This is a genomic window from Aquirufa sp. Wall-65K1 (assembly GCF_054558475.1).
On record NZ_JBPXKD010000001.1, the window covers coordinates 33,666 to 47,711 of the forward strand.

At 37.2% G+C, this 14,046-nt stretch carries 9 protein-coding genes; 5 read left to right on the plus strand and 4 right to left on the minus strand.

Features of this window, described 5'->3' with window-relative positions:
- Positions 1–37: 37 nt before the first annotated feature.
- Entirely contained in the window at positions 38–3,016 is a 2,979-nt protein-coding gene (locus ACST15_RS00170; protein WP_459452588.1) for a glycosyltransferase family 117 protein, read from the plus strand.
- A 74-nt stretch (positions 3,017–3,090) separates the two neighbouring features.
- Here the strand turns inward: ACST15_RS00170 and dnaJ are convergent, their stop codons facing one another.
- Both dnaJ and ACST15_RS00180 read right to left on the minus strand, forming a co-directional pair.
- A complete protein-coding gene (gene dnaJ, locus ACST15_RS00175) occupies positions 3,091–4,248 on the minus strand; it encodes a molecular chaperone DnaJ (RefSeq protein ID WP_459452589.1) in 1,158 nt (385 codons plus the stop codon).
- A gap of 8 nt (positions 4,249–4,256) precedes the next feature.
- Positions 4,257–4,781 (minus strand): nucleotide exchange factor GrpE, encoded by a 525-nt coding sequence (locus ACST15_RS00180; protein ID WP_459452591.1) that lies wholly within the window; start codon positions 4,779–4,781, stop codon positions 4,257–4,259.
- Positions 4,782–4,881: 100 nt separating this feature from the next.
- Here ACST15_RS00180 and queG point away from each other — a divergent pair, with 100 nt between their 5' ends.
- Positions 4,882–5,823 (plus strand): tRNA epoxyqueuosine(34) reductase QueG, encoded by a 942-nt coding sequence (gene queG, locus ACST15_RS00185; RefSeq protein WP_459452592.1) that lies wholly within the window; start codon positions 4,882–4,884, stop codon positions 5,821–5,823.
- A gap of 31 nt (positions 5,824–5,854) precedes the next feature.
- Here queG and ACST15_RS00190 read toward each other — a convergent pair whose 3' ends face one another.
- The gene (locus tag ACST15_RS00190; RefSeq protein WP_459452594.1) at positions 5,855–6,883 is read right to left on the minus strand and encodes a GntR family transcriptional regulator; all 1,029 of its coding nucleotides are present in this window, start codon (positions 6,881–6,883) and stop codon (positions 5,855–5,857) included.
- A 303-nt stretch (positions 6,884–7,186) separates the two neighbouring features.
- Here ACST15_RS00190 and ACST15_RS00195 point away from each other — a divergent pair, with 303 nt between their 5' ends.
- Genes ACST15_RS00195 through ACST15_RS00205 form a run of 3 tightly spaced genes read left to right on the plus strand, consistent with a single transcriptional unit; the run spans position 7,187 to position 12,816 of the window.
- Positions 7,187–11,287 carry a hybrid sensor histidine kinase/response regulator transcription factor gene (locus ACST15_RS00195; protein WP_459452596.1) on the plus strand — a complete coding sequence of 1,367 codons (4,101 nt, stop codon included), beginning with the start codon at positions 7,187–7,189 and terminating at the stop codon, positions 11,285–11,287.
- Between the two features lie 34 nt (positions 11,288–11,321).
- Complete coding sequence (locus tag ACST15_RS00200) at positions 11,322–12,278, plus strand: zinc dependent phospholipase C family protein (protein WP_459452598.1); 957 nt, start codon at positions 11,322–11,324, stop codon at positions 12,276–12,278.
- Between the two features lies 1 nt (position 12,279).
- Positions 12,280–12,816 (plus strand): metallophosphoesterase family protein, encoded by a 537-nt coding sequence (locus ACST15_RS00205; RefSeq protein ID WP_459452600.1) that lies wholly within the window; start codon positions 12,280–12,282, stop codon positions 12,814–12,816.
- Between the two features lie 233 nt (positions 12,817–13,049).
- Here the strand turns inward: ACST15_RS00205 and ACST15_RS00210 are convergent, their stop codons facing one another.
- Positions 13,050–13,916, minus strand: coding sequence for an AraC family transcriptional regulator (locus ACST15_RS00210; protein WP_459452602.1), 867 nt, complete (start codon positions 13,914–13,916; stop codon positions 13,050–13,052).
- Positions 13,917–14,046 lie beyond the last annotated feature (130 nt).

Sequence of the window (14,046 nt, forward strand, 5' to 3'; positions counted from 1 at the left end):
CTTGAATCCCTGTACATTTGATTTTAATTTGTAAAATATGATGAATTTTAAACGCTTAAATAATGTCACTGGCTGGGTCGTTTTTGCCATCGCATTAGTTACGTATACTTTAACTGTTGAACCGACCGCTTCTTTCTGGGATTGTGGCGAATTCATCGCTTGTTCCTATAAATTACAGGTCCCTCACCCTCCAGGAGCACCTTTGTTCTTATTGCTAGGTCGTATGTTTTCCTTATTAGCCCTAGGCGATGTAAGTCGAGTGGCTTTTTGGGTAAATATGCTATCGGTAATTAGTAGTGCATTAACCATTTTGTTTATGCATTGGACCATTGTTATGATTGGTCGCAAAGTAATTAACAAGCCTTTTGAAGCATTAAATAAGACAGAAACCTTTACTTTGTTATTTTCAGGAGTGGTAGGATCATTGATTTATACCTTCTCTGATTCTTTCTGGTTCTCTGCTGTGGAAGCAGAGGTTTATGCCATGTCATCTTTCTTTACGGCCATAGTAGTATGGGCTGCTTTCCGCTGGGAATTGGTTGAGGATCGAGCAGAAGCAAATCGTTGGTTGCTATTTATCGCTTATTTGGTTGGATTATCCATTGGGGTCCACTTATTGAACTTAGTGACTTTACCTGCTCTTGCTATTTTATATTATTTTAAACGTGAGGCCAAACCAACTTACAAAGGTGGTTTTATAGCCATGTTTATTGGCTTGGTAATTTTGGCCATTATTAATTCTGGAATTATTCCAGGGCTACCATCCATCGCCTTTAAATTTGAATTATTCTTTGTGAATTCTTTGGGTTTAAGTAACGGCAGTGGAGCTTTATTTTTCTTGTTTTTAATCATTTTGGGAGTGGTGTTAGGTATTCGTTATTCCTATGCCAAAGGCAAAGAAGTATTAAATGTCGCCTTGTTTTCTTTTGTATTCTTGATGATCGGCTATTCCACTTATACCGTGGCTTTAGTTCGTTCGGGTTATAATCCTCCCATCAATGAAAACGATCCAAGCAATATCTTGAATTTCTTGAAGTATTTAAAAAGAGAGCAATATGGAGAGCGTTCATTGCTTTATGGTCCAGTGTATACGGCAGAAATTGAAGAATTTAAACAAGGAGAGCCTGTTTATAAGTTGAAGGATGGTAAATATGAGGTTTATACCTACAAGCCTGAATATGTATACCAAAAGGATCAACAAATGTTGTTACCACGTGTTTACAGTAATTCACCTCAGCATGTCGCCTTATATCAAGAGATGTTGGGTATCCCTGCAGGACAAAAGCCTAGTTTTGGTGATAATCTTCGCTTCATGTTTACCCATCAAATTGGCCACATGTACATGCGTTATTTGCTATGGAATTTCTTAGGGCGAGAAAGTGATTACCAAGATGCTTGGGCCATTAATCCCTTCCAAGATTCTTCTAATTTACCGGAGAGTTTAGCTAATAATAAAGCGAGAAATAATTATTTCTTCTTACCATTAATCTTGGTTTTCTTAGGCTTCTATTTGCTTTACAGTAAAAATGAAAAGGATTTTCTCATCACAATCCTCATGTTTGTTTTGAGCGGGGTAGCTTTGGTCGTTTATTTGAATTCACCTCCCGTAGAGCCTCGTGAACGAGATTATATCTATGTAGGTTCTTTCTATTTTATGGCTATTTGGGCTGGTTTAGGTGTGATGCAAATTGGGGAATGGTTGAGCAAGATTGTTCGAAGCCCTCAATTGAAATGGTCACTTTTAGCGGTGTTTGGACTTCCTGCCCCATTGATTATGGCCCAGCAAAACTGGGATGATCATGATCGCAGCGGTAGGTACCACCAAATCGATTTTGCTAAAAACCTTTTGAATAGTTGTGCGCCTAATGCCATCTTATTTACGGGCGGAGATAATGATACCTTCCCTCTTTGGTATGTACAAGAGGTAGAGGGTTTCCGAACTGACGTTCGTGTATGTAATTTGTCTCTTTTAGGTACTGACTGGTACATTGATCAAATGAAGCGTCAAACTTACCAATCGGCTCCATTACCGATTGAATTGACTAAAGATCAATTTCTAGAAGGAGTAAATGACCAAGTGATGTATAACGGTAATCCCAACATAACGGGGATGTCTTTGCCAGATTATTTGGATTTACTTCATAAAAATGATCCGAGAATTCAAGCCCAAACTCAGTCGGGAGATATGATTAATACCTTCCCATCTGATTCTTTGGTCATTCCGGTTAATCCGACTGAAATTGCAGCTAGTAATTGGTTCCCTAAAGAGTTTACTCCATTTTTGAGTACAAGTATTGGTTGGAAACTTCCGGGTAAAAATATCTTTAAAGGTGAATTGATTCAATTGGAGGTGATTTCAAACAATGCGAAAACTGGCTGGAAACGTCCTATTTATTTTGCTTCTACCTTGCCTAATGATCAATATTTAGGTTTAAAGGAAAGTATGCAATTAGAAGGTTATGCCTATCGTTTGATGCCATTTAAGATTCCAGGAGCCAAAGATGGTTTTGTGAATACTAAAATTATGGCAGATAACTTCTTGAATAAAATGTATTGGAGGGGTTTAAATGATGAAAAGGTATATTATCATGGTGATTTTTACTTGGGTATACCAAGTGTTACTGCTCGTTTAGGAGTTTATCGTTTAGCAGATCAGTTGATACGCGAAGGTAATTTGCCTAAAGCTAAACAGGTGCTAGATCATTTAGATAAGGTCATGCCAAACAAAGTAATACCTTATGACCAATTCTCTGCCAGCTCTGTTGGTTTGTATTTGGAAATTGGGGATGAGGCAAAGGCTTTAAGTATGGCCAATACCATTATCCGACGTAACTCCAAGGCAATTGATTTTTATTTCTCTGAAGACAATGTTCGTTCACATGATCGCGACATTCAGATAGCCTTCTATGAAATGAATTTGATTGTTTCTGCCTTTAAAGAATCGAAAGTGAATCCAGCTAAATACAAAGAGTTGGAAGAAATTTTCAATAAGCAAATACAAAGAATTAACGGATAAAGTATCCCTTTTCATGTAAACGACAAAAGGCTTGAATTTTCAAGCCTTTTGTCGTTTTAGTGTATGGTGTTTTTCTAACTAAACATATCTCGAACCTTATGAAAGAATCCTTTGTCGGATTTTCCCGGTTGAGGAACAAAGTTTTCCGAGCTTCTTAATTTCTCTAAGATTTCTGTTTCTTCTTTGGTTAATTGTTTCGGAGTCCAAATATTGACATGTACCAATTGATCGCCTACATGGTAACCGTTTAGTTCTTTGATTCCTTTGCCTTTTAAGCGAAGAATTTTACCGCTTTGGGTTCCTGCCTCTAAATTGATTTTTGCTTTCCCTCCAATCGTTGGAACCTCTACTGAGGTACCTAATGCAGCATCAGCAAAGCTCACATATAAATCATAGATGATATTGTTTCCATCACGGTGCAATACCTCATGTGCTTCTTCCTCTATCACGATTAATAAATCTCCTGCCACACCACCACGGGGAGGGACATTTCCCTTGCCATTCATGGATAGCTGCATGTCGTTTGACACACCAGCTGGGATTTTGATTGGGATTATTTCCTCTTCAAGTACACGTCCTTCACCGAAACAAACATCACATTTAGCTCCAACACTCTTTCCCTCTCCACTACATGTAGGGCAAGTAGAGGACGTTACCATTTGTCCTAGCATGGTTTGCTGTACTCGACGTATTTGACCAGAACCTTGGCATGTTTGACATGTTTTTAGGTCAGTACCATTTTTAGATCCATTTCCAGAACAAGTTTTACAAGCTACATGGCGTTTAACTTTAATTTTTTTCTCAACGCCATTGGCAATCTCCTCTAAATTAAGTTTTAGCTTAATGCGTAGATCCGAACCTTTACGTTGGCGTCTTCCACCACCGCCTCGGCCACCTGAGAAAAAGCTTCCAAATGGGCTTTCATCCCCAAAGATATCTCCAAATTGAGAGAAGATATCTTCCATGTTCATGTTGCCGCCATTAAAGCCACCACCTGCTGCTCCACCCATGCCCGCATGTCCGAATCGGTCGTATTGGGCTTTTTTCTGCGCATTGCTTAAAACTTCATAAGCCTCTGCCGCTTCTTTGAACTTCTCTTCTGCTTCCTTGTTATCAGGGTTTTTATCTGGATGGTATTTAATGGCCATCTTACGATATGCCTTCTTAATCTCCTCTTCTGAAGCCGTTTTAGCTACCCCTAATACCTCGTAATAATCTCTTTTTTGAGCCATTGTATTTATTAATTACCAACCACCACTTTCGCAAAGCGGATGACCTTTTCATGTAGTGTATATCCTTTTTCAATCACCTCAAGTACTTTACCTTTATCGGCTTCCGTTGGCGCAGCAAACTGAGTTATGCAATCATGTATTTCTGCATCAAATGTTTCCCCTTTAGCAGGAAGTTCTTTTAAGCCTTTAGATTGTAGGACTGAATTAATTTTCGCAAAAATCAATTGAATACCTTCGGAAATTTCACCTTCAGGTGCATTCGCTAGGGCACGCTCATAATCATCGATAACGGGTAGCAAATCAACAATCAAACCAGCAGATGCTGTTTGGATTAATTCTACTTTTTCTTTGGCGGTACGCTTTCTGAAATTTTCAAAGTCTGAATACAAGCGAAGGTATTTTTCCTTCATTTCTGCTAACTCATCCGTAGGAGTTTCCTGCTGCTCGCTCTCTTCGTTTTCTGTCAAATTTTCCTGATTTTCGGATTGGATTTTCTCTTCCTCTAAATTATTCTCGTTTTCTTTCTTTTTCATAAGGCAAAATTAATACGCTTTTATAGCCACACAAATCATAAGCCAAAAAGTATTTTATGACAGTTTGGCAGAGATAAGCCATATTCGTAATTTTAGGCATATGACACTAACTCCACATCAAGTTTCGGCAATCATCAAAATAAAGGCCCTAGATGCTGGATTTTCTTTTTGTGGAATATCTAAGGCAGATTTTTTGGAGGAAGAGGCTCCGCGTTTGGAAGCTTGGTTAAACCAAGGTTTGCATGGTGAGATGGCTTATATGGCCAACCATTTTGATAAACGTTTGGATCCTAGAAAATTGGTGGAGGGGTGTCAAACGGTCGTTTCATTGGTTTTTAATTATTTTCCAAGTCCTAGCTTAAGCCCTTTAAATCATCATTTTAAGGTCTCTAAATATGCTTTTGGAGAAGATTACCACCGGGTAGTGAAAGATAAGATGCAAGTGTTGTGGGATGCTCTTCAAGATGAAATAGGGGAGATATCAGGACGGATGTTTGTGGACTCTGCTCCGGTATTAGAAAAAGCCTGGGCAAAGAAATCAGGATTGGGCTGGTTGGGTAAAAACGGAAATTTGATTATTCCCAAACAGGGGAGCTTTTACTTTATTGCCGAACTGCTCATTGATCTTCCTGCCGAGCCAGATGGTCCTATCAAGGATTTTTGTGGTACATGCACTAGGTGTATTGATGCCTGTCCTACGGAAGCTTTAAGCCCCTATTGGGTGGATGGTTCTAAATGTATTTCCTATTTCACGATTGAATTGAAAAACGGCATTCCGGCTTCTATGAAATCTGATTTTCAGGATTGGATTTTTGGATGTGATATTTGCCAAGATGTTTGCCCTTGGAACCGCTTTTCGAAGCCGCATCAAGAACCTAGGTTTGAAACTAGTCCTGCCTTTTTAGAAATGAAGAAGGGAGATTGGGAATCATTATCTGAACAAGTATTCAAAGAATTATTCCACTATTCGGCTATTAAACGCACGAAAATAACTGGCTTACAAAGAAATATTCAATACGTAAACAAAAAAAACGAGTCATGAAATTCATGACCCGTTTCCACAAAATTAAACCCTAAAGTGATAGTCTTACGATCAATTGTAGATCAATTTCTTCTGTGGTCTTAATGCTTTCGCCAATTAGTGCTGCAGCACGTCGACCAATTTTTTCAGGTTGGTTTGAAAGGACAGTAATACCCCCTGATAATATTTCTTTGTATCCTTGATCATTGTAGGATATGATACCGATGTCTTTCCCTAATTTCCATTTTTGCTGATCTGCGTATTTGATGGCCTGAATTAAGTCTGAATCATCCAGGGTGAAATACAATTCGCCTTGGTTTAATTCTTCTCCCTCCAGACCATCTAATACTTTAAAATCCATGTTAATGGACTCACAGAAATCTCCACAGCCATTGATAAATTCCGCATCGAAGTATTCTTCTTCGGTTAATACGAGATTTAAACAACGGTATTTTTGAAACAGGTTTGTATGGTTGGTAAATTCTTGAATGATTTGAGATTTTGGATGGCAAACTATACTCGCATGAGTATTTTGCATACTTTCAAATTGCTGGTCTAACAAGATTAATCGGTCACCAGCAATCTTTTTTAAGCATTTAATATTTTCCTCTTCCTCTTCAATCAAATGAGGCATAATTACATAGTAATGGTAATTGCCCAATTGTTGACCTAATATTTCTTGAAATTGACGCGTCTTGTATTGATAAGTAAAAATGTCCACCAATACATTTTTGCCTACAGCTTCATTAAAAGAATTAAAGATGGCTTTATTGGTGTCAGTAATTTTGCCTACTAAAAACATCACCTTGGTTTTTAGCTTCAGCGACGAGTTGGAGATGAAATACCCTTTTCTAAAAATGGAGGTGATGGCTCCCATCTTATGCAACTCAGTATAGGCTCTTTCTACCGTATCTCTCGATAAATAACATTCTTCCGAGGCTTCATTGATGGAAGGCAGACGTTCCCCCGGCTTCAATTCTCCCATCTCAATATCTTGAAGAAGTGAATTAATTAATTGCTGGTATTTTGGCAACTTATTATCAAAATTTTTGCCAGAAAACGAAACAAATGATTTATTCATAATTTGGTTCTGAAAGATTTACTAATGGAGAAAGCTTTGAGTTAAAAACTAAATTATTATGTCTCAAAACGTGTTCAAAATTAAGTTCAAGAGCTTGGATACTTTAGGACAAATCTTTCATATTTAAGGATATATCTTGCAAAATCACCCATTTGAAAGAATTTGAAGGTATTTTTTACCCTTTAATCACCTTTTCTAGGGAAATAGGACATTGGCTAAATATTTCTATGTAGGATAAATCATCTCAGGATTCAGGAATATTTTTCTAATTTTAGTTTTTATTAGCCTAATAAAAGAAACCTTTTGAAACGATTATTTGGACTTTTCTTGCTTTTGTTTTTGGGTGTAAGTTGGCCACTTTCTGCCCAAAAGAGTCAGCGTTATGAACGCTTGACTACGGCATCCGGATTATCTCAAAGTACCATTTCAAAAATTATTCAGGATAAAAAAGGCTTTCTTTGGTTTGCCACTTCAGACGGACTTAACCGCTATGATGGGAATAATTTTGTGGTTTTTAGAAGTAACCCATCGGATTCAACCACCCTTAGTGGAAGTGATATTTTTACCATGTGTGAAGATGATGAAGGCAATATGTGGGCGGGCACCAGGAATGCTGGTTTGAATAAAATTGACCTATCTACGGGTAAGGTTTATCGTTTTTCTAAGGGCCCTAATGGTGAGGATTTTTCTTCCATGACCGTTTCTTCCATTTTGAATTTGGGAAATCATCGGGTCATGGTTTCTGCCACAGGCTTGGGTATTTTAATTTATGACACACGAGAAAACAAATTAATAGCCAAAGAATCGGACGTAAAAAACCCCATGATGGCAGATGTGGTGCGTATTTATCGCCATTCTAAAGGGGCTATCTGGTTTGGTACGCGCACGGGTTTATTGATATCCAGGCTTGGACCTAGATCCTATATGCCATTCAAATTGTCAGAAAAAAATTTAACACCGGATTACCGTATTCGGGTTATTAATGAGGCGGCTAATGGTGACATACTTGTGGGGACGGAGGGAAGAGGGTTATTTCGATTTAATCCGCAAAACCAACATTTTACTCGGGTATTTTACAATGCCCAAAGTCCTTTAAGTCGGCAAAATATCGTTACCAGCCTAACAAAAGATGCCTATAAGAATTTATGGATAGGAACAGATAATGGAGTATATGTACTAAATAAGGAAGATTTTTCCTCTTATTATCAAATTTCATCGAATCCTGATCCAGACCTTGGAATTAGTTCTTTTTCTGTCACCAGTTTATTTACTGATGCCAATCTAAATACCTGGGTAGGAACTTGGGAAGCAGGCTTAAATATTGCCTTTTACCAAAAACCTCGCTTTTCCATTCTACGTTACAAACCTAACACCTTGCAAGGGCTTTTAAGTAATAAAGTTACGGCCATAAGTGCTAGTAAAACGGATCCCAATGGCGTATGGATTGGTTTGAATGTGGGTTTGTCCTACTTTAATTATAAAACAGGGAAAATTGAGCATATCGTTAATAATGCTGGAGTTAACAAATTAAATCAGGTTTCAGATTTTGACGTCAGTTTATTACAATCGGATAAAGATGGTAATTTATGGATTGGCGTTTGGGGTAATGGCTTGATAAATTTGACTTCCCAAAAGAAGCAAATTGCCTATCCATATCAATTAGGTAACCGGGCTGCAAATTTGACGGCCATGAGCTTAATGGGAAATAAACTTTGGCTTGGGACCGTTGGTTTAGGCCTTTTAGAATTTGATATTCCCACTAAGAAATACCGTATTCCTTACCCAGCCTTAGGATCTAAGAATTTTGCGGGTAAGAATATTTCCAGTCTTATGGTCCTTGAAAATAAGCAAATATGGATAGGAACTACTGGCTTTGGATTATATCTGTACGACATAGCTAGTCAACAATTGACACATTTTGAGAAAAACGGAGCTCCCAACGGAATCCGATACAATAATATTACTAAAATATTTCAAGATCGGAATAAGCGAATTTGGGTGTTGACGAATGGGGGAGGTTTACATTTATTTCTTGGACCGGGTAAAGGTTTTAGGAACCTTACCGTGGCAGATGGTTTAGCATCTAATACTTTAAGAAGTATGATGGAGGATAAACAGGGAAACCTCTGGATTAGTACCAACGGAGGAATATCTAAAATGAACCCTAAAACACTCAAATTTGTCAATTTTGATGAATTGGATGGACTTCAAGGGAAGGAGTTTTTGGCCAATGCTTATAGTCAGAATAACAAAGACTGGTTGTTTTTTGGCGGCGCAAATGGACTTAATTTTATTAAGGCAGATAGCCTTAGGATGAAAATGGATATTCCGCCAATTTATTTAACTGGTTTAAAGATTTTCAATAAACCCGTTAAAGTAGGGGACGAAAATTCACCTTTAGAGCGAGATATCCTTCAAACTAAGCATTTAATACTTCAGCCGAATCAGACAGTTTTTAGCTTAGATTTCGTGGCTTTGGAATATCAAAGGCCAAAGAACAATCGCTACGCATATTATTTAGAGGGTTTTGATAAAGAATGGAATGAGGTAGGAACACAACGCACGGCCACTTATACCAACCTTAATCCCGGGGATTATACCTTTAAAGTGAAAGCTACTAATTCCGATGGTGTATGGGGTGAAAAACCATTCGAATTAAAAATTACCGTTTTGCCTCCTTGGTATAGAACCTGGTGGGCATATGGACTCTATTCTCTCATTTTATTTGGTTTGATCTATGGTTTTATGCGTGAAGTAAGAATTCGCGAGGCATTTAAAACGGACCTTAGGATGAAGGAAATTGAGAAGGAGAGAATTCGAGAGTTGGAGCAAGTGAAAACTCATTTCTTTACAAATATCTCTCATGAGTTAAGAACGCCATTGACATTGATAATCAGTCCATTAGAGAAATATTTTTTAAATAATACACAGGCCAATAAAGAACAAAAATCTAGGATATTGGCCATCTACCAAAATGCACAAAAACTATTACACCTAATCAATCAATTGCTTGATTTATCTAAAATTGAAGCAGGGAAGCAACAACCTGTCATAGCGCAACATGATTTAATTTTACAATTGAATGGTATCATGCAAGGATTTGAAGCCTATGCCGTTCAAAAGCAAATTAAATTAAAATGGGTTCCACCCATGGAATCCCTATTTGTATATTACGATGCCGACATCATTGAAAAATGTATTTCTAATTTACTTTCCAACGCATTTAAGCATACTCCAGAAGATGGAACCATAGCCGTCAAAATGGATTTAATTAAGCAGTTTAAAGCGGGATCTGAGGAAGTTCAAGTGGCTAAAATTCATGTGATGGATACGGGTAAGGGGATTGATTCGACTCATTTACCTCATATTTTCAATCGATTTTATCAAGTACCTGATTCCATTGGTCGAGTAGGTACTGGAGTAGGTTTATCTCTTTGCAAGGAATTGATGGAGCTTCATTTAGGGCAGATTGAGGTTAGTAGCGAATTAGGTAAAGGCAGCGATTTTTGTATCGAATTTCCGGTAACCCAAAAGGATTATGATCCTTCCTGGATACTCAATAAACCGGTATTTAGTGCAATCGAGCCAAGCTCTGTTTTAAAGAAAGCGGATGAATTGGAAATAGAACAAGAGAAGCAAATTTTAATGGTGGTTGACGATCATTCAGAAATGCGTCAATTTATTTCGGATATTTTTAAAAATAGGTTTCAGATTATCCAAGCAGAAAGGGGTGAAGAAGCCCTAGAAATGGCCTTGAAATTTATCCCTGATGTCTTAATTACCGACTGGATGATGCCTGGCATGAGTGGAGTAAATCTTTGCCGAGCCTTACGCCAAAATCCTAAGACTAACCATATTCCATTATTGATTTTAACCTCAAAAAGTTCGCACGAAAGTCAGATTGAAGGAATGCAAGCCGGTGCTGATGATTTTGTTTCCAAGCCTTTTAACGCCGATATATTGGAAATCAGGGTCAATAAATTGCTTGAAACGAAGGAGAGGATGCGGAAAAACTGGCAAAAACAAATGATTCAGCAAGGTTTAACAGAAGGAAAATTACCTGTGTATGAAGATCCCTTCTTGCAAAAAGCCACTCAATTGGTGATCGACCATCTTGCTGAAGCAGAATTTGATGTGGATGACTTGGAAAAAGGCTTGGATATGAGCAAAATGCAATTGTATCGAAAACTTAAGAACCTGACATCATTGGCTGGAAACGAGTTTATTCGTTCCATCCGTTTGCAACAAGCCAAATTGCTTTTAGAAAATTCTGAATTTAATATCTCCGAAATTGCCTATCAGGTTGGCTTCAATGATCCTGCCTATTTTACGCGTGCCTTTAAAAAACAATATGGGAAATCCCCGAAATCATTCATTCAACAAATTCAAGATGAAAAATCCTAAGTATGTTTTCTTAATTATTGTACCATTAACTCTTATGATTTCATCCTGGGGGTTTTTGGCGCATAAAACCTTGCAACAAGTTTCTATTTATGCATTGCCTGAACCATTGGGAGCATATTTCTATGCAAATCAGGATTATTTGGTTAATCAATCCATTCGTCCAGATGTTCGCAGAAACGAAGATAAAACGGAAGATGTGAAACATTATTTGGATATGGATGCGGCCATTTTTGGACCAAATTATACCAAAGACATCCCTCATGAATTCTCAGCAGCTGTAGCTAAATATGGATTAGATTCACTGCGTAAGGAAGGTTTAGTGCCATGGGAGGTTGTTCGGGTTTATGGCCGACTGGTGAATGCATTTAAAAGGGAAATGAAAGATTCTGTATTATTTTATGCAGCAGATTTAGGTCATTATGTGGCTGATGCTCACGTACCCTTACATACCACCAAAAACCATGATGGTCAGTTAACGGGTCAAAAGGGATTGCATGCTTTGTGGGAGAGCTTAGTTCCGGAGGAACAACTATCTCAATATAATTTAGCTACTTATCAGGCAAAACCTTTGGTTTATATCTCCAAACCCCAAGATTTTATTTTTGAAATTTTGCTAGAATCACATGCCATGTTACCTGATTTATTTCAAGTGGAAAAAGAGGTTACGCTAGCTATGGGTGCAGATAAAAAGCACATGCAAGTAGTTCGAAACGGAAGAACTTTAAATTATTATACCAAGGAGTTTATTCAAGCTTATGGAAATAAGCTGGGCGCAAAGGTGCAAGACCGTATGTTGGTATCAGCCCACCGCGTAGCCTCCTTTTGGTATTCAGCTTATAAAGATGCTGGTTCTCCTGCTTGGGTGAATCATGATGCTAAAATTTCTCAGGAATTAAAGGGCGCCTTTCAGGCTGAGAAAAAAGCCTGGTTAGCGAATACGTTGATTAGCGATAAATTATTAATCTCTGTAAAGAATAAAAAGGCCGAGTAAGGTGAAGAAAATTTTAATTATTTCAGATACCCATTCCTTTTTAGATCCAAGGTTGGAGCCTCATTTACAAGCTTGCGACCAAATTTGGCATGCGGGAGACTGGGGGTCAGTTCAATTGGCAGACCAACTTTTGACTTATAAAAAACCGATAGCTGGGGTTTATGGCAATATTGACGATAGGACCATTCGTAATATGTACCCTAAAATCATGCGCTTTCGATGTGAAGAAGTTAATATAGCCATGACGCATATTGCAGGAGCACCCTCTTCTTACAAGCCAGATGCTTATGAGGCTTTTTCAAAGGGAATACCTCAGATTTTTGTTTGTGGGCATTCGCATATTCTTCAAGTTAAGAGGGATATTAAACGAAATAATATGCTATTTATTAATCCGGGCGCTGCAGGGCAGCATGGATTTCATCCCATTCAAACAGCTATTCAATTGAAGATTGATGGTACGCGCATTTATGATGTAGAAATCATTCAAATGGAGCGGAATAGAAAGGTTCCTAAAGAAATGCTAGAGGAAGGAATGTAAGATAAATAGCTATTCAAGCCCTAAAAAAAGAAAGGTGTAAACATTTTATTGTTTACACCTTATTATATGAACACAGGATTTGGTAATTAAAAAGGCGGAATTAAATATTTTTATAAAAACAAATCTGTTATAATTTGAGTTGATGTCTGTTTTACTTTATGTATGACAAAATTCAACAAATTTACTTAGTGGCAAAAGGTTAATTTATGCCTGATGATGGTAAATATGTTACCTCAATTTAGTTCAGTTCTAAATTCTAGTGGAGTAATTCCAGTTAATTTTTTGAAATATTTATTGAAATTAGTAGGCTCATCAAAACCTGTATCAAAGCAAATTTCCTTAATGGAAAGTGTTGTAGAACTTAATTTTCTTTTGATTTCCAAAATGATGTAATCATCTAAAAACTCCTTAGCCGTTCGATGCGTAAATCGCTTGCAGATTTCATTTAAATGCTTGTAAGAGATATTCATCATATCCGAATAATCATTGACATTCCTGCTTTGGGAATATTTGCTTTCAATTAAATTTCTAAATTTTTCAAACACTTCAAATCCTTGCTTGGTAATTCCTTCTGAATACAAAAGGTTTCTATTGTTGAGTTTATAAAGTATGATAGAAAATAAGGAAGCTATGATTTGATATTTCAGGACATAGCGGCTATTACTATATTCAGTTGCCACTCTTTTCGCATAATCCATCATGCACTCATCTAATTGGTAAATAGGCTTAAATATGTGGTAATTGAATAATTGAGAAATATGAAAATATGTATTGGGGGTAAAGTAGTTTAATAGGTATTCCTTGGTAAAGAAAATGAAATAGCCATGGTAGTCAGACTCAGCATTTAACTCATGTATTTGGTTGGGTGAAATGATTAAACACTCATTTTCATTGACTAAAAATTCTTGAAAGTCCACCTTATGTTTGACCGAACCTTTGGTGATAATTAAGAGTACATAAAAATCTACTCGATGTGGGAAATAGGGGGTATGCGGTTCGTATTTTGACCAATCTCGATTACAAAATTCTTGTAAATCAACGCATTCAAAACCCTCTGATTTTAGGTCTTCTTTAAACGATACTTTGGGTATAAATTTCAATGGTAGTACACAGTAAATGGTAAAACATGTTCATTGTTAATTACCAATTGTTTATGGTAATTATTGAACCTGAACTGGTTCAATCTTCTAAATGTATGTAAATTTTCAAATAACAAAAAATTCTTTGCAA

Excerpts from the sequence above, each read along its gene's own strand:
- ACST15_RS00170 (WP_459452588.1), top strand. The coding sequence starts at position 38 with ATGATGAATTTTAAACGCTTAAATAATGTCACTGGCTGGGTCGTTTTT.
- dnaJ (WP_459452589.1), bottom strand. The coding sequence starts at position 4,248 with ATGGCTCAAAAAAGAGATTATTACGAGGTATTAGGGGTAGCTAAAACG.
- ACST15_RS00180 (WP_459452591.1), bottom strand. The coding sequence starts at position 4,781 with ATGAAAAAGAAAGAAAACGAGAATAATTTAGAGGAAGAGAAAATCCAA.
- queG (WP_459452592.1), top strand. The coding sequence starts at position 4,882 with ATGACACTAACTCCACATCAAGTTTCGGCAATCATCAAAATAAAGGCC.
- ACST15_RS00190 (WP_459452594.1), bottom strand. The coding sequence starts at position 6,883 with ATGAATAAATCATTTGTTTCGTTTTCTGGCAAAAATTTTGATAATAAG.
- ACST15_RS00200 (WP_459452598.1), top strand. The coding sequence starts at position 11,322 with ATGATTTCATCCTGGGGGTTTTTGGCGCATAAAACCTTGCAACAAGTT.